20 protein-coding genes are annotated in these 25,681 nt (G+C 70.2%); 5 read left to right on the top strand and 15 right to left on the bottom strand.

What is annotated here, in order from left to right; translation table 11 throughout:
- Positions 1 to 21: 21 nt before the first annotated feature.
- From ACLZOT_RS29170 to ACLZOT_RS29140, 7 genes are all read right to left on the bottom strand, one after another.
- The gene (locus ACLZOT_RS29170; protein ID WP_416972089.1) at positions 22 to 1,170 is read right to left on the bottom strand and encodes an ABC transporter ATP-binding protein; all 1,149 of its coding nucleotides are present in this window, start codon (positions 1,168 to 1,170) and stop codon (positions 22 to 24) included.
- Positions 1,163 to 2,212 carry an ABC transporter ATP-binding protein gene (locus ACLZOT_RS29165; RefSeq protein WP_416972088.1) on the bottom strand — a complete coding sequence of 350 codons (1,050 nt, stop codon included), beginning with the start codon at positions 2,210 to 2,212 and terminating at the stop codon, positions 1,163 to 1,165. The genes ACLZOT_RS29170 and ACLZOT_RS29165 overlap by 8 nt, the downstream gene beginning before the upstream one ends.
- Positions 2,213 to 2,226: 14 nt before the next feature.
- Entirely contained in the window at positions 2,227 to 3,171 is a 945-nt protein-coding gene (locus ACLZOT_RS29160; RefSeq protein WP_416972087.1) for an ABC transporter permease, read from the bottom strand.
- Complete coding sequence (locus ACLZOT_RS29155) at positions 3,164 to 4,096, bottom strand: ABC transporter permease (RefSeq protein ID WP_416972086.1); 933 nt, start codon at positions 4,094 to 4,096, stop codon at positions 3,164 to 3,166. Before ACLZOT_RS29155 ends, ACLZOT_RS29160 begins: the two co-directional genes overlap by 8 nt.
- A gap of 139 nt (positions 4,097 to 4,235) precedes the next feature.
- Positions 4,236 to 5,867, bottom strand: a complete 1,632-nt coding sequence (locus tag ACLZOT_RS29150; protein WP_416972085.1) for a peptide ABC transporter substrate-binding protein — start codon at positions 5,865 to 5,867, stop codon at positions 4,236 to 4,238.
- Between the two features lie 566 nt (positions 5,868 to 6,433).
- Positions 6,434 to 8,341, bottom strand: coding sequence for a translational GTPase TypA (typA, locus tag ACLZOT_RS29145; protein ID WP_416972084.1), 1,908 nt, complete (start codon positions 8,339 to 8,341; stop codon positions 6,434 to 6,436).
- Positions 8,342 to 8,647: 306 nt separating this feature from the next.
- Positions 8,648 to 10,840, bottom strand: coding sequence for an ABC transporter substrate-binding protein (locus tag ACLZOT_RS29140; protein WP_416972083.1), 2,193 nt, complete (start codon positions 10,838 to 10,840; stop codon positions 8,648 to 8,650).
- 346 nt (positions 10,841 to 11,186) lie between these two features.
- On the opposite strand from ACLZOT_RS29140, the gene ACLZOT_RS29135 reads away from it, so the two are divergent.
- From ACLZOT_RS29135 to ACLZOT_RS29120, 4 genes are read left to right on the top strand one after another with little or no spacing between them, the layout of a single operon-like run.
- Positions 11,187 to 11,468, top strand: coding sequence for a hypothetical protein (locus ACLZOT_RS29135; protein WP_409117672.1), 282 nt, complete (start codon positions 11,187 to 11,189; stop codon positions 11,466 to 11,468).
- A gap of 19 nt (positions 11,469 to 11,487) precedes the next feature.
- Positions 11,488 to 12,321, top strand: coding sequence for a hypothetical protein (locus ACLZOT_RS29130; protein WP_416972082.1), 834 nt, complete (start codon positions 11,488 to 11,490; stop codon positions 12,319 to 12,321).
- The gene (locus tag ACLZOT_RS29125) at positions 12,321 to 14,288 is read left to right on the top strand and encodes a fumarate reductase/succinate dehydrogenase flavoprotein subunit (protein WP_416972081.1); all 1,968 of its coding nucleotides are present in this window, start codon (positions 12,321 to 12,323) and stop codon (positions 14,286 to 14,288) included. The genes ACLZOT_RS29130 and ACLZOT_RS29125 overlap by 1 nt, the downstream gene beginning before the upstream one ends.
- Positions 14,285 to 15,055, top strand: coding sequence for a succinate dehydrogenase/fumarate reductase iron-sulfur subunit (locus tag ACLZOT_RS29120; protein WP_416972080.1), 771 nt, complete (start codon positions 14,285 to 14,287; stop codon positions 15,053 to 15,055). The genes ACLZOT_RS29125 and ACLZOT_RS29120 overlap by 4 nt, the downstream gene beginning before the upstream one ends.
- A 9-nt stretch (positions 15,056 to 15,064) precedes the next feature.
- On the opposite strand, the gene ACLZOT_RS29115 is transcribed toward ACLZOT_RS29120, so the two are convergent.
- The 8 genes from ACLZOT_RS29115 to ACLZOT_RS29080 all read right to left on the bottom strand — a co-directional run bounded on the left by ACLZOT_RS29115 (position 15,065) and on the right by ACLZOT_RS29080 (position 24,149).
- Positions 15,065 to 15,988, bottom strand: coding sequence for a class I SAM-dependent methyltransferase (locus tag ACLZOT_RS29115; RefSeq protein WP_416972079.1), 924 nt, complete (start codon positions 15,986 to 15,988; stop codon positions 15,065 to 15,067).
- A 128-nt stretch (positions 15,989 to 16,116) separates the two neighbouring features.
- The gene (locus tag ACLZOT_RS29110) at positions 16,117 to 17,088 is read right to left on the bottom strand and encodes a phosphotransferase family protein (RefSeq protein WP_416972078.1); all 972 of its coding nucleotides are present in this window, start codon (positions 17,086 to 17,088) and stop codon (positions 16,117 to 16,119) included.
- 418 nt (positions 17,089 to 17,506) lie between these two features.
- Positions 17,507 to 20,338 (bottom strand): SpoIIE family protein phosphatase, encoded by a 2,832-nt coding sequence (locus ACLZOT_RS29105; RefSeq protein WP_416972077.1) that lies wholly within the window; start codon positions 20,336 to 20,338, stop codon positions 17,507 to 17,509.
- A 216-nt stretch (positions 20,339 to 20,554) separates the two neighbouring features.
- A complete protein-coding gene (locus ACLZOT_RS29100) occupies positions 20,555 to 20,986 on the bottom strand; it encodes an ATP-binding protein (RefSeq protein ID WP_416972076.1) in 432 nt (143 codons plus the stop codon).
- A 147-nt stretch (positions 20,987 to 21,133) separates the two neighbouring features.
- Positions 21,134 to 21,529: a (deoxy)nucleoside triphosphate pyrophosphohydrolase gene (locus ACLZOT_RS29095; RefSeq protein WP_416972075.1), complete on the bottom strand. Its 396-nt coding sequence runs from the start codon at positions 21,527 to 21,529 to the stop codon at positions 21,134 to 21,136.
- A gap of 27 nt (positions 21,530 to 21,556) precedes the next feature.
- On the bottom strand, positions 21,557 to 21,751 hold the full coding sequence (locus tag ACLZOT_RS29090; RefSeq protein ID WP_416972074.1) for an SPOR domain-containing protein: 195 nt from the start codon (positions 21,749 to 21,751) through the stop codon (positions 21,557 to 21,559).
- Between the two features lie 297 nt (positions 21,752 to 22,048).
- Positions 22,049 to 22,801, bottom strand: a complete 753-nt coding sequence (locus ACLZOT_RS29085) for a GntR family transcriptional regulator (protein WP_416972073.1) — start codon at positions 22,799 to 22,801, stop codon at positions 22,049 to 22,051.
- Between the two features lie 154 nt (positions 22,802 to 22,955).
- Complete coding sequence (locus tag ACLZOT_RS29080; RefSeq protein ID WP_416972072.1) at positions 22,956 to 24,149, bottom strand: DUF4190 domain-containing protein; 1,194 nt, start codon at positions 24,147 to 24,149, stop codon at positions 22,956 to 22,958.
- 84 nt (positions 24,150 to 24,233) lie between these two features.
- Here ACLZOT_RS29080 and ACLZOT_RS29075 point away from each other — a divergent pair, with 84 nt between their 5' ends.
- Positions 24,234 to 25,397 carry a serpin family protein gene (locus ACLZOT_RS29075; protein WP_416972071.1) on the top strand — a complete coding sequence of 388 codons (1,164 nt, stop codon included), beginning with the start codon at positions 24,234 to 24,236 and terminating at the stop codon, positions 25,395 to 25,397.
- The last annotated feature ends 284 nt before the right edge of the window (positions 25,398 to 25,681 follow it).

Raw genomic sequence — 25,681 nt, 5'->3', positions numbered from 1 at the left:
GGGAACCGTCGCGTTCAGGTGTCACGCCGCGTGGACGACGTCCTTCTCCTCCGCGAAGTGGCACGCCGACTCGTGGGCCGCCGGGGTGTCCTGGCCCTGGAAGCGCTCCGGGATCGCGAGCACCGGGATCTCCTCGGCGCACCTGTCCTGGGCCTTCCAGCAGCGGGTGCGGAAGCGGCACCCGGAGGGCGGGTTGGCCGGGGACGGGACGTCGCCGGTGAGGATGATGCGCTCACGGTTGGCGCGGGCCTCGGGGTCCGGGACGGGGACCGCCGACAGCAGCGCCTGGGTGTAGGGGTGCGTCGGGTGGTCGTAGATCTGCTGGTCGGTGCCGATCTCGGCGAGCTTGCCGAGGTACATGACGCCGACGCGGTCCGAGATGTGCCGGACGATCGACAGGTCGTGCGCGATGAAGATGTAGGAGAGGTTGAACTCGTCCTGCAGCTTCTCCATCAGGTTGATGACCTGCGCCTGGACGGAGACGTCCAGCGCCGACACCGGCTCGTCGCAGATGATGATCTCGGGGTTGAGCGCCAGGCCGCGGGCGATGCCGATGCGCTGGCGCTGCCCGCCGGAGAACTGGTGCGGGTAGCGGTTGATGTACTCCGGGTTCAGGCCCACGACGTCCAGGAGGTCCTGGACGCGCTTGCGCCGGTCGCCCTTGGGAGCCACCTCGGGGTGGATCTCGTACGGCTCACCGATGATGTCGCCCACCGTCATCCGGGGGTTGAGCGAGGTGTACGGGTCCTGGAACACCATCTGGATGTTGCGGCGGACCGCCTTCAGCGCGCGCCCGGACAGCTTGGTGATGTCCTGGCCCTTGTAGAAGACCTCGCCCGCGGTCGCCGTCTCCAGGCTCATCAGGAGCTTGGCGACGGTCGACTTGCCGCAGCCGGACTCGCCCACGATGCCCAGGGTCTCGCCCTGGTACAGGTCGAAGGAGACCCCGTCGACGGCCTTGACCGCGCCGACCTGCTTCTTGAACAGGATGCCCTGGGTGAGCGGGAAGTGCTTCTGGAGGTCACGGACCTGGAGGATCGGCTCGCCGCGCTCGACGGGCGCCTCGATGGCGCTGACCGCCTCCGCCTCGGACGCCGCGTCGACGACCTCCACGTCGGAGACGTTCGGCGTGGCGTCCTGCGGCTCGTCTTTCTTGCTGAGCTCAGCCATGGATCGTCTCCTTCCAGAAGTGGCACGCCGAGGCGCGGCCGACGAGTTCGGTGCCGTCCTGCTCGGTGACCGGCAGCAGCGCCGGCACCTTCTCCCGGCAGACGTCCTCGGCCTTGGGGCAGCGCGGGTTGAAGGCGCAGCCGGTGGGGATGCGCAGCAGGTTGGGCGGCAGGCCCTTGATCGCGTAGAGCTCCTGGCCCTTCTGGTCCAGGCGCGGGATCGAGTCCAGCAGACCCCGGGTGTAGGGGTGCGCCGGGCGCTTGTACAGCTCGTGGACGGGGGCCCGCTCCACGATCCGGCCCGCGTACATCACCGCGATCTTGTCGGCGACGTCCGCGACGACGCCGAGGTCGTGGGTGATGAGGATCAGGCCCATGTTGTACTCGCGCTGAAGCTCCGCGAGCAGGTCCATGACCTGGGCCTGGACGGTCACGTCGAGAGCCGTGGTGGGCTCGTCGGCGATGATCAGGTCCGGCTCCAGGGCCAGCGCCATGGCGATCATGATGCGCTGGCGCATACCGCCCGAGAACTGGTGCGGGTAGTCGTTGACGCGGGCGGCTGCGGCCGGGATCTTCACCCGGTCCATCAGCTCGATCGCCTTGGCCTTGGCCTCCTTCTTGGAGAGGCCCTGGTGGACCCGGAACATCTCGCCGAGCTGGTAGCCGACGGACAGGACCGGGTTCAGCGAGGACAGGGCGTCCTGGAAGATCATGGCGATCTTGCTGCCGCGGATCTTGCGCCGCTCGTCGCCGGACATCTTCAGCATGTCCTGGCCGCGGAAGAGGATCTCCCCCTGCGGGATCCGCGCCGGCGGCATGTCGAGGATGCCCATGATGGCCTGCGCGGTCACGGACTTGCCGGAGCCGGACTCGCCGAGCACGGCGAGGGTCTCGCCGGGCTTGACGCTGTAGTTGACGCCGTTGACCGCGCGGACCACACCCTCGCGGGTGTGGAACTCGACGTGCAGGTCGCGCACTTCGAGCAGCGGGGCGTCGTCGCCGTCACGGGGCGACGGCACGGTGGATTCTTCGATGATGGTCACGTCGTACGCCTCCCTCAGCGCGACTTCGGGTCGAGGGCGTTGCGGACGGCCTCACCGAGCATGATGAACGCCAGCACCGTGACGCTGAGCATGATCGACGGGTAGAGCATGATCCACTGGGCGATGCGGATCTGGTCGCCGCCGTCGGAGATGTCGTTGCCCCAGGAGACGCCGTTGAGGCCGAGACCCAGGAAGGACAGCGTGGCCTCGGCGCCGATGTAGACACCGAGCGAGATGGTGGCGACGACGATCACGGGCGCCATGGTGTTCGGCAGGATGTGCCGGAACAGGATGCGGGTGGTGCTCGCCCCCAGCGCCTTGGCCGCCTGGACGTAGTCCGCCTGCTTGGTGGTGATCACCGCGCCGCGCATGACGCGGGCGACCTGTGTCCAGCCGAAGACGCTCAGCGCGCCGATGACGACCCAGGTCGTGCGGTCCACGAAGGAGTTGAGGACGACCATCGTGCCGAGCAGGAACGGGATACCGAAGAACACGTCGGCGACCCGGGACAGGAGCGAGTCGACGATGCCGCCGAAGTATCCGGCGACCATGCCGACCAGACCGCCCACGAGGGTCACGACCACCGTGGTGCCGAAGCCGACGGCTATGGAGACCCGGGCGCCGTAGATGAGCCGGGCGTAGACGCTGCGGCCCTGCTGGTCGTAGCCCAGCCACTCCGGCGAGAAGACCTTGCCGTACTTCGGCTTCTGGAGGTAGTGGTTGGCCAGGTCGCCGTAGGTGGGGCTGGCGCTGGTGAACCAGCCGGGGAAGAACGTGATGGTCAGCAGGAGCACGATCAGCACCGCGGAGACGATGAAGATCCAGTTGCGCCGCAGGTCCTGCCAGGCGTCGCCCCAGAGGCTGCGCGCCTTCTCGGGCTTGACCGCCTGGGGGGCGTTCTCGGGAGCCTCGGCGGCCTCGGGGGCGGCCTCGACGACGGATTTGGTGATATCAGGCATAGCGAATCCTCGGGTCAAGGACCGCGTACAGCAGGTCGACGAGGAGGTTGGCGATGAGGTAGACGAGGACCAGGATGGTCACCAGGCCGACGAGCGTGGTGCCTTCACGGCGGATGATCGCTTGGTAGATCGTGCCGCCGACGCCCTGGATGTTGAACAGGCCCTCGGTGATGACCGCGCCGCCCATCAGGGCGCCGATGTCGGTGCCGAGGTAGGTGACGACGGGGATGAGCGAGTTGCGCATGACGTGGACGCCGACCACCCGGCTCTGGGGCAGGCCCTTGGCGATGGCGGTGCGGACGTAGTCGGCGCGCTTGTTCTCGGCGATCGAGGTGCGGGTCAGCCGGGTCACGTAGGCGAGTGACGCGGTGGCCAGCACGATGGCCGGCATCAGCAGCTCGTTGAAGTTCGTGGAGTCGTTGACGTTCGGCGGCAGCCAGTTCAGCTCGAACGCGAAGACGACCTTGAGGATGAAGCCCAGGACGAAGACCGGCACCGAGATCAGCAGCAGCGTGAGCAGCAGGATGCCGGTGTCGGCGGCGCGGCCCGCGCGCAGGCCGGCGACGACGCCGAGCGCGATACCGGCGACGACCTCGATGGCGAAGGCGAGCCCGCCCAGGCGCAGGGTCACCGGGAAGGCGTCACCGAGCACGTCGGTGACCGGGCGGCCACTGGCGATCTGCGTACCGAAGTCCGCGTGAAGGAGGATCCCCTTCATGTAGTTGAAGTACTGCTCCCAGATCGGCTGGTCCAAGCCGTACTGGTGTCTCAGCGCGGCGATCACCTGGGGGCTGCCCGTCTTGTCGCCGAACAGGCCCGCCACGGGGTCACCGGGCAGTGCGTAGACCATGAGAAAGATGAGCAAGGTTGTCCCGAAGAACACCGGGATCATCTGGAGCAGTCGTCGTGCGACGTAGCGCCCCATCGTGCCTCCATAAAAAGTCACAGCAGCGCCAACAGGCCCCTTCCGCGCGCACCCCTGAATGGTGCGCGCGGAAGGGGCCCCCCGGCCACTGCCGTTGCCCGGGGCGCGGGCAGACGCGCCCCGGGGTTCGGGCTGGTGGTTACTTCTTCTTGACCTCGACGCCGGTCAGGATCGGGTCGCCCTGCTGGTTGAAGGCGACGCCCTGGACCCGCTCCGAGTAGCCCGCGTTGACCTTGTAGTACCAGAGCGGGATGCTCGGCATGTAGTTCGGGAGCTGCTTCTCGATCTCCTGGTACGCCTTCACCGAGGCGTCCAGGTTCGCCGCCGAGTCGGCCGCGGCGATCTCCTTGTCGAGGGTCGCGTTGGAGAACCCGCTCTGGTTGCCGTCCGACCGCGTGCCGAAGAGGTCACGGACGAAGTTGGCGTTCATCGGGAAGTCCAGCACCCAGCCCGAGCGGTAGAAGGACTTGACCTGCTTGGCCTTGCGGGCCTGGAGGTCGGCCTGGAAGTCCGGCTTGGCCTCGCCCGTGCACTTCACGCCGGTGGCGTTGGTGATCGAGTTGCAGACCGCCTCGACCCATTCCTTGTGGCCGCCGTCGGAGTTGAACTGGATGGAGATGGCGTTGCCCGGAACGCCGCCGCCCTCCTTGATCAGCTGCTTGGCCTTGGTGGGGTTGAACGTCGTGACGTCGCCGGCCGCGTTCGGCTGGTAGCCGAGGACGCCCTTGGCGACCCAGCCGGTGGCGGGCTCACGGGTGCCCTGGAGCACCGTCTTGGTGATGGTGTTCCGGTCGATCGCCATCGAGAGGCCCTGGAGGACCTTCGGGTTGGCGTTCTTCCACTGCGCGCCGTAGAACGCCGGGGCGATGGACTGGATCGCGGAGTACGGCTGGTCGATCGCGCGCTTGCCGAGGTCCGTCTTGTAGACCGGGAGGTCCTTGGTCGCGATCTGGGTCGTGACGTCGAGGTTGCCGGACTTCAGGTCCTCGTAGGCCGTCTCGGGGGTGGAGTAGTTCTTGAAGATCACCCCGCCGTTCTTGGCCGGGTTGGCGCCCTTGTAGCCGGCGAACTTGGCGACCTGGATCGACTTCTTGTGCTCCCAGCTCACGAACTTGTAGGGGCCGTTGCCGACCGGCTTCTGGCCCGCCGCCGCCGGGTCCTTGAAGAAGGACTCGGGCAGCGGGTCGAAGCCGCGGTAGCCGAGCTTGTAGATGAAGTACGGCATCGGCTTGCTGAGCGTGATCGTGAAGGTGCTCGCGTCGACGACCTTCAGACCGGAGAGCTCGGTCGCGGTGGGCTTGCCCTCCGCCGGGGCGACCTTGTCGTAGCCCTCGATGTCCGAGTACCAGAAGCTGTTGGTCTGCTTGCTGTCCGGCTTCGCGGCCCAGTTCCACGCCTTGACGAAGGACTCGGCGGTGACCGGGGTGCCGTCGTGGAAGGTCCAGCCGGCCTTCAGCTTGACGGTGAACGTCTTGTTGTCCGTGGTGTCGACGGACTGGGCGTTCTCCATGACGATCTTGCCGCTGGCGTCGTAGGTCACCAGAGGGGTGAACAGCGAGTCGATGACGATCGAGCCGTAGGACTCCATCGTGTTCGCCGGCTGAAGCGGGTTCTCCGGCTCGCCGGACTCGACGGTGAACGTGCCGTTCGGGTCGACGGCGGCCTTGTCGTTGCCGCTGCCGCTGTCGCTGTCACTACCACCACAGGCGGTCGCGGCCAGCGCCACAACCGCGGCTATCGCGACCCACTTGGCGCTCCTCGCACCGCGCATGGGTTCCTCCTCCAGAGAGTCCTGATGATTCTTCGACGGCAAGCACACAGCACAAGGTCACCGTCTCCGGTGACTAAGTGGTCTGTGCCCCCAGCGCTCGCGAGCCGAGCGGCGTCACCTGAAGACGCCGAGACCCGTTGATCCGAGCTCTACGCGCCTAACTATCTGCCATCGGCAGTGGCCGAACCACACCCATAAGGTCTCGGTTCGATCACACCTGACGTGTACTTCTTCCAAAATCCGGACAAACGGTTTGCAGAAAGATCCCTGCGAAACGGACTTGTTACACATCTATCGGAGGCAGGCGTCCGCATTCCGGACAGTCTCGGGAGAAAAATCGATTGCGGCTACGGTCACCGTCTGCAAGAGGCGCGTCGAAGCCGCGCGGAACACTCTCGCTCCCAGCAGATTAATAGGGAAAAGACCCCGCGCGTTCCCTCCTGAGCAGGATGAAGGGTTTTCCCTACGTCCCCCTTACGGTCACGCTTTTCACTTCGGCCCCACCGAACACACACGAGCCGGGCCCCCCGCTCGCCGCGGGAGGCCCGGCTCGATCGGACCGAGCGTCAGTTGTGCTTCGCGCGGCTCGCCGTACGGGCGCGGTCGCGCTGGTCCAGGACCACCTTGCGGATGCGGACCGCCTCCGGGGTCACCTCGACGCACTCGTCGTCGCGGCAGAACTCCAGGGACTGCTCCAGGGACAGCTTGCGCGGCGGGACGATCGCCTCGAAGGAGTCCGCGGAGGAGGAGCGCATGTTGGTGAGCTTCTTCTCCTTGGTGATGTTCACGTCCATGTCGTCGGAGCGGGAGTTCTCGCCGACGATCATGCCCTCGTACACCTCGGTGCCGGGGTCGGTGAACAGGACGCCGCGCTCCTGGAGGTTGGTCATCGCGAACGCGGTGACGGCGCCCGCGCGGTCGGCGACCAGCGAACCGTTGTTACGGGTCGACAGCGTGCCGAACCACGGCTCGTGGCCCTCGTGGATGGAGTGCGCGATGCCCGTGCCGCGCGTCCCGGTCAGGAACTCCGTACGGAAGCCGATCAGGCCGCGCGAGGGGACGACGAACTCCATGCGGACCCAGCCGGAGCCGTGGTTGGACATGTTGTCCATTCGGCCCTTGCGGACGCCCATGAGCTGCGTGACCGCGCCCATGTGCTCCTCGGGGACGTCGATCGTCATGCGCTCGACGGGCTCGTACGTCTTGCCGTCGACGTCCTTCGTGACGACCTGCGGCTTGCCGATGGTCAGCTCGAAGCCCTCGCGGCGCATCTGCTCGACCAGGATGGCGAGCGCCAGCTCACCGCGGCCCTGCACCTCCCAGGCGTCCGGACGCTCGGTGTCCAGGACGCGCAGCGAGACGTTGCCGATCAGCTCGCGGTCGAGGCGGTCCTTGACCTGGCGGGCGGTGACCTTGCGGTCCTTGACGGCCGCCTTCGCGTCGGCGCCCTTGCCGGTGCCGCCCCGGCCGACCAGCGGCGAGGTGTTGGTGCCGATGGTCATCGAGATCGCGGGCTCGTCGACCGTGATGAGCGGCAGCGGGATCGGGTTCTCGGTGTCGGCGAGGGTCTCGCCGATCATGATGTCCGAGATACCGGCGACCGCGCAGATGTCACCCGGGCCGGCCTTCTCGGCGGGCTTGCGGGTGAGCGCCTCGGTCATCAGCAGCTCGGTGATGCGCACGTTCGTCATCGAACCGTCGCGCTTGATCCAGGTGACCGTCTGGCCCTTGCGCAGCTCGCCCTGCTCGACACGCAGCAGCGCGATACGGCCGAGGAAGTTGTCGGCGTCGAGGTTCGTGACGTGCGCCTGGAGGGGGGCGTCCTCGTCGTACTCGGGGGCCGGGACGTGCGACAGGATCGTCGAGAAGAACGGCTCCAGGTTGTCGCTGTCCTGCGGGACCGTGCCGTTCTCCGGCTTCGTCAGGGAGGCGACGCCGTCACGGGCGCACGCGTAGACGATCGGGAACTCGATCTGGTCCTCGTCGGCGTCCAGGTCGAGGAAGAGGTCGTACGTCTCGTTGACGACCTCGTCGATGCGGGAGTCCGGGCGGTCCGTCTTGTTGATGCACAGGATGACCGGAAGCTTCGCCTGGAGCGCCTTGCGCAGCACGAAGCGGGTCTGCGGGAGGGGGCCCTCCGAGGCGTCGACCAGCAGGACGACCGCGTCGACCATCGACAGACCGCGCTCGACCTCACCGCCGAAGTCGGCGTGGCCGGGGGTGTCGATGATGTTGATCGTCACGACGTCCGCCCCGTCCTTGGGGTGGTACTTCACCGCCGTGTTCTTGGCGAGGATCGTGATGCCCTTCTCACGCTCCAGGTCGTTCGAGTCCATCATGCGGTCGTCGAGCGACTCGGCGGCGTGCGCCGCGAAGGCGCCGGCCTGCTTGAGCATGGCGTCGACCAGGGTCGTCTTGCCGTGGTCGACGTGGGCGACGATGGCGACGTTGCGGATGTCGTGGCGCGTGGCCATAGTGCGGCGTACTCCTGGGAGATCGAGGATGGCCTCTGCCTACGACACAGACCCTGCCGGGCTTGACATGCCACGGCCTTACCCTATTTTACGGCCATTGCGGAGGCCCGGCTCGCGGGAGGGGTCGGGAGGGCCCCGGCAGCACGCGCGGCGGCAGCGGCGACACCCCCGCCGTCGGGGGGTTTCCCGCAGCTGAGCGTCCCGCCGACGCGGCCGGACCAGCTGCGGGCGTACCCGTGGGCGGAGGTGCCGCAGGCTCGGGTGTAACGGAAATCTCCCTCGCCGTGGACGATCCCCTCGCAGCGGTCAGGGGGTCGGTGACGCCGAGACCCGGGCGCCCTTCTTCAGGAAGCCCATGTCCTCGAAGACCGGGGTCTGGAAGCCGAAGGCTCCCGCGTTGGCGAGGTTCTTGCGGGCCGCGGTGAGCTGGGGGCGCTGGTAGAGGGGGATGGAGCCGGCGGCGGCCCAGATGCGGGAGTCCGCCTTGCGGATGAGGGAGCGGGACTCGTCCGCGTCGAGGGTGGAGATGGCCTGGTCGAAGAGCTGGTCGACCTGGTCGGTGCCGACGCGGGTGTAGTTCTGCTCGACGTTGAGGGAGCCGTCGGCCGCCGGGACCGGCTTGGAGTAGATCGGCCGGGCGTCGGTGGCGGGGAACGCCGACGTCGGCCACGAGTAGAGCGCCAGGTCGTACTGGCCCGAGGCGACGTGGTCCTTGAAGTAGCTCTCGTCGGGGACCTTGGTGACGTCCGTGCGGATGCCGACCTTCGCGAGCATCCCGGAGATCCGCTCGGCGACGGTCCGCAGGGACTCCGAGCCGGGCCCCGACGGGACGACGAAGCGCAGGGTGAGCGCCTTGCCGTCCTTGGCGAGGGGACCGGCGGCGCCGCCCGGGGCGGGGGTGCCCTTCGGGGCGTACGCGCCGGGGGCGCCGCCCTGTTTCGCGTACTGCTTGCCGTCCTGGGCGCGGGCCGAGGCGTCCCCGGACGGGGCCTTGCCGGCGGAACTCGCCTTGCGGGAAGGGGCCTTGTCGTCCTCGCCCACGATGTACGTCCCGTCGTCCCCGCCGTCCGGTTCCGCCGCCCGCTGCGGTCCCGCCCCCTTCTCCCCCGGCTTCTTCTCGACGACCGGTCCCCCGGCCACCCACCCCGCGTCGGCCAGCAGGGCCTGCGCCTCCGCCGTGTCCTGGCCGCCGAGGGCGCCGCTGCCGTCGGCGTACGCGTCCTGGCCCGAGAGGGCGAGGTGGGAGCCGACGGGGGCGACGGGGAGGCCGAGCGGCTTGAGGACGGCGGAGGCGAGTTCCGTACGGTCGAGGGCGCGGGCGACCGCGCGCCGGACGCGTTCGTCGGCGAGGGGGCCGCTCTCGCCGTTCATGGCGAGCTGCGTGTACGCGGGCTCCAGGGACCGGCGGACCTCGAAGCCCTGGAGGTTGTGCTGCTGCTTCTCCCACCCGGCGATGGCCTTGCGGAGCTTCTTGGCGGCGCGGGCCTTGCGGTCGGCGCCCTCCTCCTCGTACTCGTCGCTCTCCGCCTTCGCGGCGGCCGACGCCTCGGCCATCGCGGTGCGCAGGGACTTCACGGTGGTACGGCCGCTGCCCGCGCCGGCGAGCGGGCCGCCGGTGCCCTGCCGGGCCTCGGCGAGGCGACCGACGTCGGCGGGGTCGATGTCGGCGAGGTCGACGGCGCCCGCGGCGAGCGCGGCGGAGCGCTTCGCGCGGGGTACGGCGGTGAGGCGGATCTCGGACAACTTCGCGGGCCGGCCCCACCAGCGGGCGTTGCGGGTGAGGCGGATCTCGTCGGCCTTGCGGTCCACGGCGGTGAGCGCGAACACCCCTGCCGTGACCTTGAGTCTGCGCCGGGCCCCGTCGTTGAAGGCGTCCGGGGTGCCCATGACGTCCTTCGGGTACAGCGGCGAGAACAGGGACTGCCAGTCGGCGTACGGGCGGCTGAAGGTGACGCGGACCTCCAGGTCGTTGGCGCCGCGCTCGACCTTCTCGATGCGGTCGTACCCGGCGTTGCGGGCGGTCCAGTACGCGCTGTCCTTGCCGGAGAGCGCGCGCCACTGGGCGGCGAAGTCGGCGGCGCCGATCTCGCGGCCGTCGCTCCACACGGCCTGCTGGTTGAGGCGGTACAGGACGACCTGCTGGGGCTCGGTCTCGACGACCTTCGCGGACTCCAGGTAGTCGGCGTCGCGCTCGGGGCGGCCGTTCGCGTCGAGGCGGTACATCGACGGCAGGACGGCCTGGGCGACGCGGGTGGTGGTGGCGTCGGCGTCGGACTGGAAGGTGTTGAAGGTGTCGGGCACCGCGTCGACGGCCCAGCGCAGGGTGCCGCCGTCGGCGACGAGGTCCCGGCCGGCCGCCCCGGTCTGCTGGCCGGCGAGGGGCCTGGGCGTCTCGTCGTCGCCGGCGCAGCCGGTGAGGAGGGGGACCGCGAGCGCCCCCGCGGTGAGGAAGGCGACCGAGCGCATGACCGCGCGGGTGCTGACGCCGTCGTAGGACATCGCTGTTACCTCCGGCTCCGCGGACCGCTCACGCGGATCGACATAAAGTCCGATCAACTCCTGATCGGATGTACAGGCGGACGTACGCCGCCACTGAAGAGGAAGGGGTGCGGGGAGGTCCTCCGACACGACGGGGGCGGGCGGGAAGCTCACCCGCACGGCGCAAACGCGGGCGCGCGCATACGGCGACGCCGGGCGCCGCGCGCCCTGCGCTCCGGCGCAAATCCGACCCCGTGCGCCCCATGGGTCACCCAATCCGTGCACACGGCTTCACACCGGCCGGTGTGACGCGCAACACTCTCAGGCGCATGAACGTCATGTCCGCCCACGGAAGTGAGGTCGCGTCATGTCCGTGCACGACGAACTCACGTCGGTCCAGCGCTGCCTCGACGATCTGGTGCGCGCCCTCGGCCGGCTGGAGAAGCAGTGCGACCCCGGCTCGCTGGAGCTGCGCCGGGTCCGCTCCGACACGAACCACCTGCGCGAGAGCCTGGCGCTCCTGCGCGAGGCGACCCCGGGTCCCGCGGCCCGCCGCCCCGACCTGGTCCCCATCCCCGACACCCCGTACGACAGCTCCCTGTGGACGGACTCGGACGACGAGGGAGTAGGCAACCGCCACCGACCCTGAACACCGACGGGAGTCATCCTTGGCAACCGACACGGAACCCGGTACGGACCCTCATCCGCGCCGGGTCGGCGTCCGCGCCCCGACCCGCGCCGCGATCTCCGCGCCCCACCTGCGCACCGACCGCTGGTGGCTGGCGCCGGCCGCCACCGCGGCGGGGCTGCTCGCGTTCGTCGTGTACTCGACGTGGCGGGCGTTCGCGAACGCCGACTACTACGCGGCGCCGTACGTCTCGCCGTTCTACTCGCCGTGCCTCGCGGAGAACTGCGAACCGATGCGCTCGGGGCCCAACTCCGAGCTGTTCGGGGGCTGGTGGGGGATCTCCCCGGCGATCCTGATCCTGATCTTCCCGCTGGGCTTCCGGCTGACCTGCTACTACTACCGCAAGGCGTACTACCGGGGCTTCTGGGCCTCTCCCCCGGCCTGCGCGGTGGCCGAGCCACACGCGAAGTACTCGGGCGAGACGCGGTTCCCTCTCATCCTCCAGAACCTGCACCGGTACTTCTTCTACGCCGCTCTGGTGGTCGCGGGCATCCTCACCTACGACACCGTCCTGTCGTTCCGCGACGAGCACTACAACTGGGGCCATATGGGGCTCGGTTCGGTGGTGTTCCTCGTCAACATCGGGCTCATCTGGGCCTACACGCTCTCCTGCCACTCCTGCCGGCACATCGTCGGCGGCAAGCTCAAGCACTTCTCCAAGCATCCGGTGCGGTACAAGGCGTGGCAGTTCGTGGGGAAACTGAATGACCGTCACATGCTGCTGGCGTGGGCGTCGTTGATCAGTGTGGCCGCCGCCGACTTCTACGTGTATCTGGTCGCGTCCGGCGCTTTCGACGATCCGAGGTTCTTTTAATGTCCGTGGTCGACCGCCAGGAGTGGGACGTCGTCGTGATCGGGGCCGGCGGCGCCGGGCTGCGCGCCGCGATCGAGGCGCGCGAGCGCGGTGCCCGGACGGCCGTGATCTGCAAGTCGCTGTTCGGCAAGGCGCACACGGTGATGGCCGAGGGCGGCATCGCGGCGGCGATGGGCAACGTCAACTCCGGCGACGACTGGCAGGTCCACTTCCGCGACACGATGCGCGGCGGCAAGTTCCTCAACCAGTGGCGGATGGCCGAGCTGCACGCCCGTGAAGCCCCGGACCGCGTCTGGGAGTTGGAGACCTGGGGCGCCCTCTTCGACCGCACGAAGGACGGCCGCATCTCGCAGCGCAACTTCGGCGGCCACGAGTACCCGCGCCTCGCCCACGTCGGCGACCGCACCGGCCTGGAGCTGATCCGCACGCTGCAACAACGCGTCGTCGGCCTCCAGCAGGAGGACCACAAGGAGACCGGCGACTACGAGTCGGGCCTGAAGGTCTTCCAGGAACACACGGTGACCCGGCTGTTGAAGTCCCCGGACGGCCGGATATCGGGGGTCTTCGCGTACGACCGGGAGACGGGCCGGTTCCTCGTCCTCCAGGCGCCGGCCGTGGTGATCGCGACCGGCGGCATCGGCAAGTCGTTCAAGGTGACGTCCAACTCCTGGGAGTACACCGGCGACGGCCACGCCCTCGCGCTGCTCGCCGGGGCCCCGCTGCTCAACATGGAGTTCGTGCAGTTCCACCCGACCGGCATGGTCTGGCCGCCGTCCGTGAAGGGCATCCTCGTCACGGAGTCGGTGCGCGGGGACGGCGGGGTGCTGCGCAACTCCGAGGGCAGGCGGTTCATGTTCGACTACATCCCGGACGTCTTCAAGGAGAAGTACGCCGAGTCCGAGGCGGAGGGCGACCGTTGGTACGACGACCCCGACAACAACCGCCGCCCGCCTGAGCTGTTGCCCCGCGACGAGGTCGCCCGCGCGATCAACTCCGAGGTCAAGGCGGGCCGGGGCTCCCCGCACGGCGGGGTCTTCCTCGACGTGTCCACCCGGATGCCGGCCGAGGTGATCCGGCGCCGGCTGCCGTCCATGTACCACCAGTTCAAGGAGCTGGCGGACGTCGACATCACCGCCGAGGCGATGGAGGTCGGGCCGACCTGCCACTACGTCATGGGCGGCATCGCCGTCGACTCCGACACGGCCGCCGCACGCGGGGTGCCGGGGCTGTTCGCGGCCGGGGAGGTCGCGGGCGGCATGCACGGCTCGAACCGGCTCGGCGGCAACTCCCTCTCGGACCTGCTGGTGTTCGGGCGCAGGGCGGGGTGGCACGCGGCGAACTACGTGGACGACCTCGACGCTCGGCCGGTGACGGAGGAGCGGGCGATCGACGCGGCGGCGGCGGAGGCGCTGAGGCCGTTCTCGGCGGAGGAGGGGGCGGCGGAGGGCCTTGCGGGGACCGGGGGTTCGGAGAACGCCCCGCAGCCCCCACCGAGGGCGCCCGAGAACCCGTACACCCTCCACCAGGAGCTCCAGCAGGCCATGAACGACCTCGTCGGCATCATCCGGCGTGAGGGCGAGATGGCCCAAGCCCTGGAGAAACTCGCCGAGTTGAGGGTCCGGGCCCGCCGGGCCGGCGTCGAGGGGCACCGGCAGTTCAACCCCGGCTGGCACCTCGCCCTGGACCTGCGGAACATGCTGCTGGTCAGCGAGTGCGTCGCGCGGGCGGCGCTGGAGCGTACGGAGTCGCGGGGCGGGCACACCCGCGAGGACCACCCGACGATGGAGCGCTCCTGGCGCAACGTCAATCTCCTGTGCCAACTCACCGACCTCAAGGGCGAGTTGACCGAGCGCGACCAGATCACCCTGACCCGGGAGACGACGACCCCCATCCGCCCGGACCTGCTCGCCCTCTTCGACAAGGAGGAGCTGGTCAAGTACCTCGCCGAAGAGGAGCTGTACGAGTGACTGGCTACGAGGCCCGTTTCAAGGTGTGGCGGGGTGACGTCGGGGGCGGTGGCCTGGAGGACTTCACCGTCGAGGTCAACGAGGGCGAAGTGGTGCTGGACATCATCCACCGCCTCCAGGCGACCCAGGCCCCGGACCTGGCTGTGCGCTGGAACTGCAAGGCGGGCAAGTGCGGTTCGTGCTCGGCGGAGATCAACGGCCGCCCCCGGCTGATGTGCATGACCCGCATGTCGGTGTTCGAGCGGACGGAGACCATCACCGTCACCCCGCTGCGGGCCTTCCCCGTCGTCCGCGACCTGGTGACGGACGTCGGCTTCAACTACCAGAAGGCCAGGGAGGTTCCGGCGTTCGTGCCGCCCGCCGGAGTCGCTCCCGGCGAGTACCGGATGATGCAGGAGGACGTGGACCGCTCCCAGGAGTTCCGCAAGTGCATCGAGTGCTTCCTGTGCCAGGACACGTGCCATGTCGTCCGGGACCACGAGGAGAACAAGACCGCGTTCGCCGGACCCCGGTTCCTCATGCGGGTCGCCGAACTGGACATGCACCCGCTGGACGCGGCCGAGGCGACCGGCCTGGACCGCAGGACCACGGCCCAGGACGAACACGGCCTCGGCTACTGCAACATCACCAAGTGCTGTACGGAGGTCTGCCCCGAGGGCATCCACATCACCGACAACGCGCTGATCCCGTTGAAGGAGCGGGCCGTGGACCGCAAGTACGACCCGCTGGTGTGGCTCGGGAACAAGATCCGGCGCAGGACGTCCTGAGCCTGCTTCTTAGTCCTTCTTGGCCCGCAGGTACCCCGAGTGCGCCACGGAACCGAGGAATTCGAGCCGCGTCTCACCGGCCATGTGCTTCTCGAACGCCTCTTTGATCCCTGGCCACTTGGGGTGCCCGAAGTCGTCGAGGACGACGATCCCGCCCGGCGCGATGATCTCCTCCACCCACTCCAGGTCCTGCGCGACGCCGTTCGCGGAGTGGTCGCCGTCGACGATGATCGCCCCGTACTTCCGGTCGGAGACCAGCGCACGGACCTCGGGGTCCTCGGAGAAGCCCTGCTGGATCCGGGCGGAGGTGCCCGCGTCGCCGGCGAGCGCCAGGTTGGTGCGGACGGCCGCGCCGCGCACCGGGGTGCCCGTCGCGTCGTCGCCCATCGTCGTGCCCGGCTGGAGCTGCGTCCCGGCCAGCGGGTCGACGATCGTGAGCCTCGGGTCGCGGCCCGCGCGCTCCATCATGCGGATCAGGGCCGCGCTGAACATGCCGTACAGCGTGCCGATCTCCAGGATCTCGTCGTTCGGTGGGTCCAGGAGGGGGACGGCGGAGAGCTTGCCGACGATGTTCATCGTGCCGCCCGCGATCCGGCCGACGCCGAGCGCCTCCACGGCGATCAGCAGCCGGAACGCCTGCGCGACGGCCCGTTCGGCGCCCTCGCGGTCGCCGGTCACCACCGTCAGTTCCCTGATCGCCTTGTCGAGGTGCTCGCCGCCCGGCATCCGGGAGACACCGCGTCCCGTGCCGTCGAAGAACAGTTCCATCGGGCGCTGACGATCGCGCAGTTGCTTCAGTTCCCGCTGGATGTCCGCCGCCGGGCCGGCGCTCTTCACGGCCTTGCGGACCTGGCGCTCGATGCGCTGGTCGATGAGTTCCGCCGCCGGGCGCAGCGCGCGACGAACAGCCTTGCTGGTGAGTAGCGATCGCATCAGGGAGGATCCCTCACAGAGTTCGGAGATGTGGACGCTAGGGCGTGCACATCTGCCGCACAACCAACGTGTGGATCCCTGGCGGCGAAGCGGGTGTGAACTTCCGGTGAAGCCTGCGGCCGGCGGTTTCAGCGGGTGTCGTCCAGGAGACGCAGGACCTCTCCGAGATTGTGCTCCGCGATGTCCCGCATGAACCGCTGGTCGGGAAAATCTCCCCCGATCAATGTCAACGGGCCGCTGACCAGGCTGAGATGCATGCACAGCCGGTAGAACCGGAGCCTGTCGACGTCCAGTTCGGGGTGCGGGAGGCGTTCGTACCCGTCCCCGAAGCGCAGCCTCAGGAACACGTGCTCCTGCTCCAGGTCGAAGTACATCAATCCCTCGATGTCGATCAGCACCGGTTCGCCGTCCGTCGTCAACAGCACGTGGTCCGCGCCGAGTTCGCCATGGATCAACGCGTGTGCGCTGCGCGGCTGGACGGCTCCGTAGAGGTTCTCGATCCGCTCGGCGAGTGCTTCGCGCACGGCGGCGAGGCGGGGTTCCAGCGCCACGCCCTTGTCGAGTTCCCTCAACGCCCCTTCGTAGACGACCTGTTCACAGGATGCCCCGTCGGAGACACCTCCGGAGTCGACCAGGGCGACCTTCCCGTAGCGCGGGCTCTCGTACGCGTGCATCACCCTCAGGGCGTCGGCGAGACGGTCCAACGCCGGGTGCCTGGGGTCCCGTTGGAGCGCGTCCTCCAGGGTGCCTCCCGTGACGTCCTCGGCCACGACCGCGTCCGTCCCGACGTACAGAATGCGCGGGGTGCGGACCCCTACGGCGGTCAACCGGTCGTGGGCGGCCACAAGAAGGTCGAGGCCCGTCGCCGCGGAGAACGGGTGGCGGTGGTCCGGAGGGCGGGTCTGATCCCAGTAGTTCTCGTCGGGGGACCAGACGTAGGCGATGGCTGTGCGGCCGTCGTCCAAGTGGAGCCGGTAGACACCCTTCTTGGTGCCGCCGCGGAGACGTTCGGTGTGGAGGAGCCGGCGCTGCCTTCCGAAAGCTTCGTGAGTGAGGGGGGTCAGGTCGGAGGTGGTGAGGTGGGTGCGGGGTGAGGTCACCGCCGGAGTCTTCCGGAGCGGGCTGGTCGGGCCCAAGGGATTTATTGCATTAGGCCCGGTGGGGGGCGGCGTGCGCCGGGAGCCGGGGTTCGGGGAGCCGTGACGGGGTGGCAGTCACGGGGTTTGGGGGGCACCGGATCTTTTGAGGCCCGGCGGGCTGGCCGCCCTTCGGGAGCGGCGCGGGACGGGCAGCGCTTGAGGCCCGGCGGGCTGGCCGTCCTTCGGGAGGGTGGGGTCGGTCGGTTTTGAAGCGTGGTGGTTGGACGCCTTTTAGCGGTGCAAGGTCGCTGGGCAACTCTCGAAGCGCGGCAACCGCATGTCTTTCAGGGGCGCGGGGCTGTATCGATATGCGGCTCCGCCGCGTGGGCGCGAATGGGCCCCACCGGCCCGCAGCCGCCGAACTCGCCCCATCCACCCCCTAGAACAGGCTCAGCAACGCCTCCGCAGGATCGATCGGCGTCGAGTCCCCGTCCGGCAACGGCAGTTCGAACCAGACCGTCTTCCCCCGAGGGGTCCGGCGGGAGCCCCACGCGGCGGAGAGGAGGCCCACCAGTTGCAGCCCCCGGCCCCCCTCGTCCGTGTCCCGTGCCCGGCGACGCCGAGGCTGGACCAACCCCGCGTCCCACACCTCGCACACCAGTGTCCGGTCGAGCAGAAGCCGGAGCCGGATCTCGCCCTCGCCGTAGCGCAGCGCGTTGGTGACCAGTTCGCTGACCAGCAACTCGGTCGTGTCGACAAGGGGTTCGAGGTCCCAGCTCACCAGCTGAGCGCGAGCGTACTCGCGGGCCCGCCCCACACTGCGGGGCTCGCGGGGCAGTGTCCAGTCGCCGACGGACTCCGCGGGAAGCCCTTGGATCCGGGCCATGAGCAGCGCGATGTCGTCTTCGCCGTGGTGGGAGTCGAGCGTGTTGAGGACGTGGTCGCAGACGTCCTCCAGGGGCTGCGCGGGATCGGTGAGCGCACCGACGAACGCCTGGAGCCCTTCGTCGAGGGGATGGTCCCGGGACTCGACGAGGCCGTCCGTGTAGAGCGCGAGCAACGCCCCCTCGGGCAGCTCGACCTCGACCTCCTCGAAGGGTTCCCCGCCGACACCGAGGGGCATGCCGGGCGGCACGTCCAGCATCAGCGCGGGCTCGCCCGGTTCGACCAGCACGGGGGGCAGATGGCCCGCGTTGGCGAACGTGCACCGACGGGTGACGGCGTCGTACACGGCGTACACGCACGTCGCGAGGTACACCTCGGAGAGGTCCGCCTCGCGGGGCCGCCGGGCCGCGCGGGTCGCCTGCTGGACGCCTCCCGGCGTACCGAGACCGCGGGCGATCTCGTCCAACGCGGAGAGCACTTCGGCGGGTTCGAGGTCGAGCAGCGCCAGGGTCCGTACGGCGGTGCGGAGTTCGCCCATCGCGACGGCGGCCCGCAGCCCGCGTCCCATGACGTCGCCGACGACCAGCGCCGTGCGGTGCCCGGGGAGTTCGATGACGTCGAACCAGTCGCCGCCGACCTCGCTGGGGCGCCCCGTGGAGGCGTTGCCCGGCAGGTAGCGGCAGGCGATGTCGAGGCCCGACGCGACCGGGTCGCCGGGCGGCAGCAGGGACCGTTGCAGTATCAGCGCGCGTTCCCGCTCGCGCCGGTACAGCCGCGCGTTGTCGATGCTGACGGCGGCCCGCGCGGCCAGTTCGACCGCGAGGTCCCTGTCCCGGTCGCCGAACGGCTCGCTGCCCTTCGTACGGGAGAACTGGGCGAGTCCGACGACGGTGTCGTGCGCGACCATCGGCACGGCCAGCGTGGACTGGACGAGGCCGCCCTCCGCGCCGGGGATGTGCTGGGGGCGTGCGGTGCGCAGGGCGTCCGCGCGGGAGGACGTGAACGGGAAGTGGTGGACGGCGCCGACGGGCACGGGCGTGCCGCCGGTCGCGGTGAAGGGGACGTCGGAGACGGCCGACGCGAAGGCGACGCGGCGCAGTTCGGCGCTGCCGTCGGCGAGCCCTGGCGGGGTCTCGTCGCCGGCCAGGAGACCCTGGTAGAGGTCGACGGTCGCGAGGTCGCAGAAGCCGGGGACGACGACGTCGAGGAGTTCGCGGGCCGTCGTCTCCAGGTCGAGGGAGTTGCCGATGCGGGCGCCGGCCTCGTTCAGCAGGGCGAGGTTGCGGCGGGCCGCCGCAGCTTCGCGGGCCGCCGCGCGGCGGGCGGTGATGTCGATGCCGAGCCAGGCGATGCCGATCGGGCGGCCGCTGCCGCTGTGCACGCGGTACAGGTTGATCGACCAGTGCCGGCGTTCCTCCGAGCCCGGGGTGAAGCCGGTGACGTGCATGTCGGTGATCGAGTCGCCGGTCTGGAGGACCCGCTTCAGTATCGCGGTGACCCGCTCCGCCTCGGACCGCTGGAGGTAGTCGGCGACCCCGTGCCCCCGGTGGTCGTCCGGCGTCCCCCCGAACAGTGACGCGAACCGTTCGTTCGCCCGCCGGATCCTCAGATCAGGGTCGATCAGCAGGAACCCGAACGGCGATTGGCCGAAAATCGACTGCGAGGCGGCGAGGTCGGTCTCGATGCTGCGCAGGGTGCGTACGTCGACGACGATGCAGACGGCGGCCCGGTCGCCTTCCGGTGTGGTCGTCGGCATCACATAGACCTCGGCGAGGCCCCGCTCCCCGCCGTCCGGCGCCTTGAACGGCACCACGCCGGTCCACTCCCGGCCGTCCAGGATCTCCGCCATCTTCCGCTGGCCGCGTTCGCGCAGGTCGGGGTCGATGAACGCCTGGATCGGGTCCAGGCCGACGGCCCGCTCGGCGGCGACCCCGAAGATCTGCTCGGCCCGCAGGCTCCACTGGTCGACCAGTCCGTCGGGGCCGATGGAGAAGGAGGCGACGCGGATGTAGTCGTAGATGGACCCCGGGGGGTTGCTCTGCCAGACGGCGTCGGCGGGCGGGATGTCGGAGAGGGCGGAGGGCGTGACGGGGGTGAGTTTGCCGGAACGCGAGAGCCGGGAGGCGTCGGCGGGGGCTTCCGTGCGCGAGGGGCTCGCGGGGGTTCCGGTGCGGCCGGGCTCGTCCTGCGGGGTGCCCGTCTCCCGTATGCCGTCCGGCATCGTCCGGTGCGGGTGACCGGCGCCGGTCGGGCCCGTCCCCCCTCCGGAGGCGCCATCGCCGAAGGCGCCCGCGGCGTCCGACGGGTCCTGCGACCCCGTGGCCTTCGCTGGTATCTCGCTCACGCGAACCGTCCCCTCCAGCTCACCGCGCCCGGTACCGGTCACCAGGGGCGGCTGCCCGCAGTATCCAGCACTACGGGGCCGCTCGGCACGGTGTTCACGATCACAGCACGGTCCAGGCGTTTTTTGGACCGTTCCGTTCCAACACTTCCACTCTTCTAACCAGCGAGCACACCCTCGAACCACCCGAATCATCACGAGTCAGTGGCCGAAAATCGTCATACGGCGCCGGCGAGGCCCCCGTACCGGCGTTTGCGCAGGTCATTCGGGCACCGCCAGTTCGAACCAGACGGTCTTGCCGGTGGCGTCGGGGCGCGTGCCCCAGCGGTTCGCGGCGGACGCCAGCAGTTGCAGCCCCCGCCCGCTCTCGTCGTCCGGCCGCGCCGCCCGCTCCCTGGGCGGGTCCGGCAGCGGGTCGGAGACCTCGACGAGCAGGACGTCACCGAGGCCGGCGGGGCGGATCAGCCGTAGTCCGATCGGCCCGGCGGCGTGCCGCAGTGCGTTGGTCACCAACTCGCTGACGAGCAGCACCGCGACATCGCTGAGGCTCTCCAGCCGCCAGCCCCGCAGCTGCCTCCGGACGACCGCGCGCGCTCCGCGCACCGCTCCCGGATCCGCGGGGAACGTCCACTCGGCGCAGTCGCCTTCGGTGTCGATCACGCCGATCACTTCCCGCCCAGCGAGGTACAGCATGTCCCGGTTTCATAGGCTTGATAGCCACATACCCGATATCACATACCCCTTACCGCCCGGTCTGGCGCACAATGGCACGAACGGCGCACACCCCGTCACCCACACTCCGGCACACACGTCCCCCGAGCCCGCGCGGTCCGCCCCGCCTCACATCAGCCCCACCACTTCCCGCACGGCGGCCACATCCTGCTCCAGCCACGCGACGTCCCACACCTCACCCGGCGTCAGCCAGCGCAGCTCGTCGTGGTCCTCCAGCGGGGCGGGCCGGGGCGATCCGGGGCGCAGCCGGGCGACGAAGACCTGAAGCGCGTACGGCGGCCGCAGCGGCCACTCCCCCGGGACCCGGTCCCCGACCTCCGCGTCGACCCCGAGCTCCTCGCGGAGTTCGCGCGCGAGCGCGTCCTCGGGTTTCTCCCCGCGCTCGACCTTCCCCCCGGGCAGCTCCCAGCGCCCGGCCAGTTCGGGCGGCGCGCTGCGGCGGGCGGCCAGCAGCCGGCCCCCGTCGAGCAGTGCCGCCCCGACCACCACGATCCGCTCAGTCACGCACCGGAGCCTACGCCCGCGCGGGGGTCAGTTCCGGGTCGGGTCTCCGTGCTGCCCCGCCTGCTCGACCCAATACAGCTGCCGATGACCGGTGTTGTCGAGGCTGTCGGCGATCTTCTGCGCCTCGGCCCGAGTCGCGTAACGCCCCACGCGGTACCGGTTCCCGTTGTCGTCCTGTCGTATGACGAGCCAGGGCAGGGAGATGGTGTTGTTGTCGGTCATCGCGCCCCTCCGCCTCTCCCGCACGCCCCACCCGCTGAGGAAACCGCAGTACGCATATGCCCGAGCCTACGCCCAACCTTCACGCACCGAACACGCCTTTTCACCAACAGACATGCAACAAGCCAGCCAGGAGGGGGCGTACGCCCCCCGACCGACCCCGGCGACGCGGAGATCCGCCCGTTCCCGCCCGCCCGGCCGGGAAATGCGCGCGGCCGCGGGACGAACGGGAAACGACCGGAAATGACGGCACACGGGCGCGGGCCGGGCCCCGCATCGGCCCCGGCTCCCGCCTCCGCCTCAGCGCACCGGCAGGTGGTACGCCACGCGGTACCGGTCGGCCGGGATGACCACGTCGGCCGTCTCCACCGCTCTCCCCGACGCGTAGTACGTCCGCTGCACCACGATCACCACGTGCCCCGGCACCCCGCCGAGCGCGGACAGCTCGTCCGCGAGCCCCGGGCGGGCGCCGACCTCCTCCGCGACGTTGTCGACGATGACGTCGATCGCCCGCATCCGCTCCACGACCCCCATCCCTCCGAGGGGCCCCTCCTCGGGCAGCATGACGGGCGTGCGCCCGGTGAGCGCGAGGGGTTCCCAGGACGTGGACAGCATCATCGTCCGCCCCGCCTCCCGGAAGACGTACCGCGTACGCATGACGCGCTCGCCCGGCTCGATCCCGAGGCGGGCGGCGACGGCGGCGTCCGCCTCGGTCTGTTCGCTGCTGGAGTCCCAGCTCCCGCGCACGTCCGCCTCGGCCTGCTCCTGCCGGAAGGGCGTCGCCCCGCCGGCCGGGCGGAACCCGGAGCGGGCGATCCGGCGCGGCACGGGCCGCTCCCGCACGTACGTCCCGGACCCGGAGCGCCCCTCGACCAGGCCCTCGGCCATCAGCACCTTGCGTGCCTCCAGCGCGACCGTGTCGGAGACGCCGTACTCCTCGCGGATCCGCGCCTGGGAGGGCAGGCGGGTGTGCGGCGGGAGCGAACCGTCGGCGATCTTCTTGCGCAGATCCCCCGCGACCCTCAGATACGCCGGCTGCTCACCGAAACTCACTGGCCGCTCCCATCAGGTTTTACAGACAGCTACAGCCTGGCAACCGTGGGTTCCTCCATGCAAGCAAAGGCCAGAGAATCACTCGATGTGATGACAAAACCGGGGGCGGGGCTTTACGCAGGCACTTTCTCCCCGCTATAGCCGCGTTCACACCTCAGACGTCCAACCCGCTGTCACTGCCACTGCCGTCGTCGTACGAGGGTGCGGTCACCGCGAGTCCGAGCGCGGCGCGGGCGCCGACGGTCGAGGGGCCGTCGACGAACTCGTACCCGGCGTCGTAGTGCTCGTAGTACGCGTCCGTGTCCTCGGCGACGGCGGCTTTGCGCCACTCCACCCGCGCGGTGCGCAGGTCCTCGGCCAGGAGGTCGACGGCGGATCCGGCGGGGCCGGACCACACGTGCGCGTCCAGCGCCTTCGCCTGCTGGGCGAGCACGTCGCGGACCTGGCCGGCCCACGTCTTGTTGAGCTCCAGGTCCTCTTCCGGGTAGGTGTCGGGCTCGGTGTACAGGACGTCGTCGATCGCCGACATGGCCTTCAGGAAGGCGAGTTGGTCGGCGTCGAGGTTCGACTCGTCGCGGCGCAGCGAGCCGTGGAGGGTGCGGCCGAGGTCCTTGTGCGCGTAGACGCAGGTGACGGCGCGGTCGCCGGACTCCCAGCCCGCGCGCTCGGGCAGCAGCGTGTACCAGTCGGCGTCGTCCGGGACGGCCCACGGGTCCATCGTGTAGCGGGCCTTGAGGGCGAAGCACTTCTCGTTGCCGACGTCCCGCAGCTTCGCGCGCCCCGGGAACTCGTCGCCGCCGACGGGTACGACGCCGAAGATCTCGGCGTCGTGCGGGCCCTCACAGTCCGTCTCGTGGACGTCGTACACGTCGTCGCCGATCGTGTCGCCGGGCGGCAGGTCGAAGCAGTCGCCGACGTCGAGGGCGGAGACGGTGGTGGTGTCGGTGATGTCCTCGATGGCCTGCCAGGCGTCGGAGGCGCCGTTCGTGGTGAGCGCGAGGACCCACAGGGCGAGGCCGAGGGACGACAGGACGGCCCCGGCGACCGCCATCGCCCTGCCGCGCTCGCCGCGCCGCTTGATCTGGACCAGGGCGATGACGCCGAGGACGAGTCCGACGGCGGGCAGGAAGCAGAGCAGCCCGAGGACGAGTGCCGCGATGGCCACGCCGTTGACCTGCGGGGCCGGGCGGTACGGGCCCTGCGGCCAGCCGTGTCCCCAGCCCTGGCCCTGCCCCTGGCCCCAGCCCGGCGGCGCCGGCGGGGCGACCGGCGGCACCTGTCCCGGCTCCGGGGCGCGGAACGGGTTGTCCTGAGGCCCCTGGGGGTCGGGCGGCGGGGGTGTCGACACGGGTAGCGTGCTCCTGGTTCGGATGGTCCGTTTTTCACACAGGCGTGCGGGCGCATCGTAAGCGAGCGGTAAACGGGGGCGGGTATGCGGGCGGTCGTGCGGGCGGTGAACGGGCTCACCGCGCGGTGGGCCGAGGCCGTGGACGTCTCGCACGGTACGGCCTTCTCGGCGGCCGGGGTATGGCCCCTGCTGGCGTTCCTCGCGGACGGGGCGGGCGGGGCGGCGCGCGAGGAGCTGGCGGCGGCGACCGGGGTGCCGGCGGAGCGGGCGGCGTCCCTGGCACGGGAGTTGCTCGGCGGGCTCGGCGAAGCCGCCGGGGTGGACAGCGCGGCCGGGGTGTGGGCGCGGCGCGGTCTGGAGCTGCGGGAGACCTGGGGCGAGGGGCTGGCGCGCGGCGCGCTCACCGGTGACCCCGTCGCCGACCGAGGCGCCCTCGACGCATGGGCCCGCGAGCACACCGGCGGACAGATCCCCGCGATGCCGGTCACCCTCGACCGGTCGACCGAGCTGGTCCTCGCGAGCGCGCTCGCGCTGCGGACGCGGTGGGAGCACCGGTTCCACGAGACGATCCTCGACTCCGCGCACTGGACCGACCGTGAGTACCTGGGCCTGCGCCGGCGCACCGAGACACCCGACGAACTCGCCGTCGCCTCCACGCCGTTCGGGTACGTCACCCGGGTGCGGGTGCTCGGTACGGAGGGGCTGGACGTCCACCTCCTGCTGGGTGAGCCGGAGTTGAGCCCGGCGCGGGTGCTGCGGGCCGGCGTCGGCATGCTCCGCGGGGAGCATCCCGTCGTCCGCGGGTCCGAGCTGGGCCTCGGGGACGCCGGGCCCGGTGTGCGGGTGCGGGAGCGGGCGAGTGCGGTGCCGGCTCCGGTGGAACTCGACGTGCTGACGGCGGGGTTCGATCTGACGGCTCGTCATGATCTGCTGGCGAGTGGTGAGTTGTTCGGTCTAACGGCCGCGCGGGACAGGTCGCGCGGGCACTTCCCCGGGATCAGCGGGCGTCCCCTGGCGGTGAGTTCGGCCGAGCAGTGTGCCGTCGCGCAGTTCGGGGCGGAGGGGTTCGAGGCGGCTGCGGTGACGCTGGTCGCCGCCGCGGCGTCCGGCGTACCGCGGTTCCGGTGGACCACCCGGACCGTCGAGGCGCGCTTCGACCGGCCCTTCGGGTTTCTCGCGGTGCACCGGGCGACGGGGCTGGTGCTGATGGCGGGGTGGGTGGCGGAGCCGGCGGAGTGGGAGGTCTGACCGAGGGTCCGCCGCCACATCGCCGGCCGGCGGGGGTGAGGGCCGGACCACCACGGTGTCGCAGACCGGCGGCTGGGGGCTGAGGTGCCTCCGCGGGCGGGGTTCGGCCGGCCGCCGGTGTGGTCCGGGAACACTTGCACGGTTTGTTGCATACGCGGCGCATGCGATTTGTTGACGGCGTTGTCATCACGGCTTCGCGCATGGGGACGGGACAACCGTCGACCGCCCCAAAGTCGATTGCGGGCCCACCTGGTGAGCGCGTGGTGACCGAAGAGACGGTTGGG

This window comes from Streptomyces sp. 4F14 (assembly GCF_048159485.1).
Taxonomy (GTDB): domain Bacteria; phylum Actinomycetota; class Actinomycetes; order Streptomycetales; family Streptomycetaceae; genus Streptomyces.
Note: the sequence above shows the minus strand (reverse complement) of the source record. Positions and strands in the feature narration are given on the sequence as shown.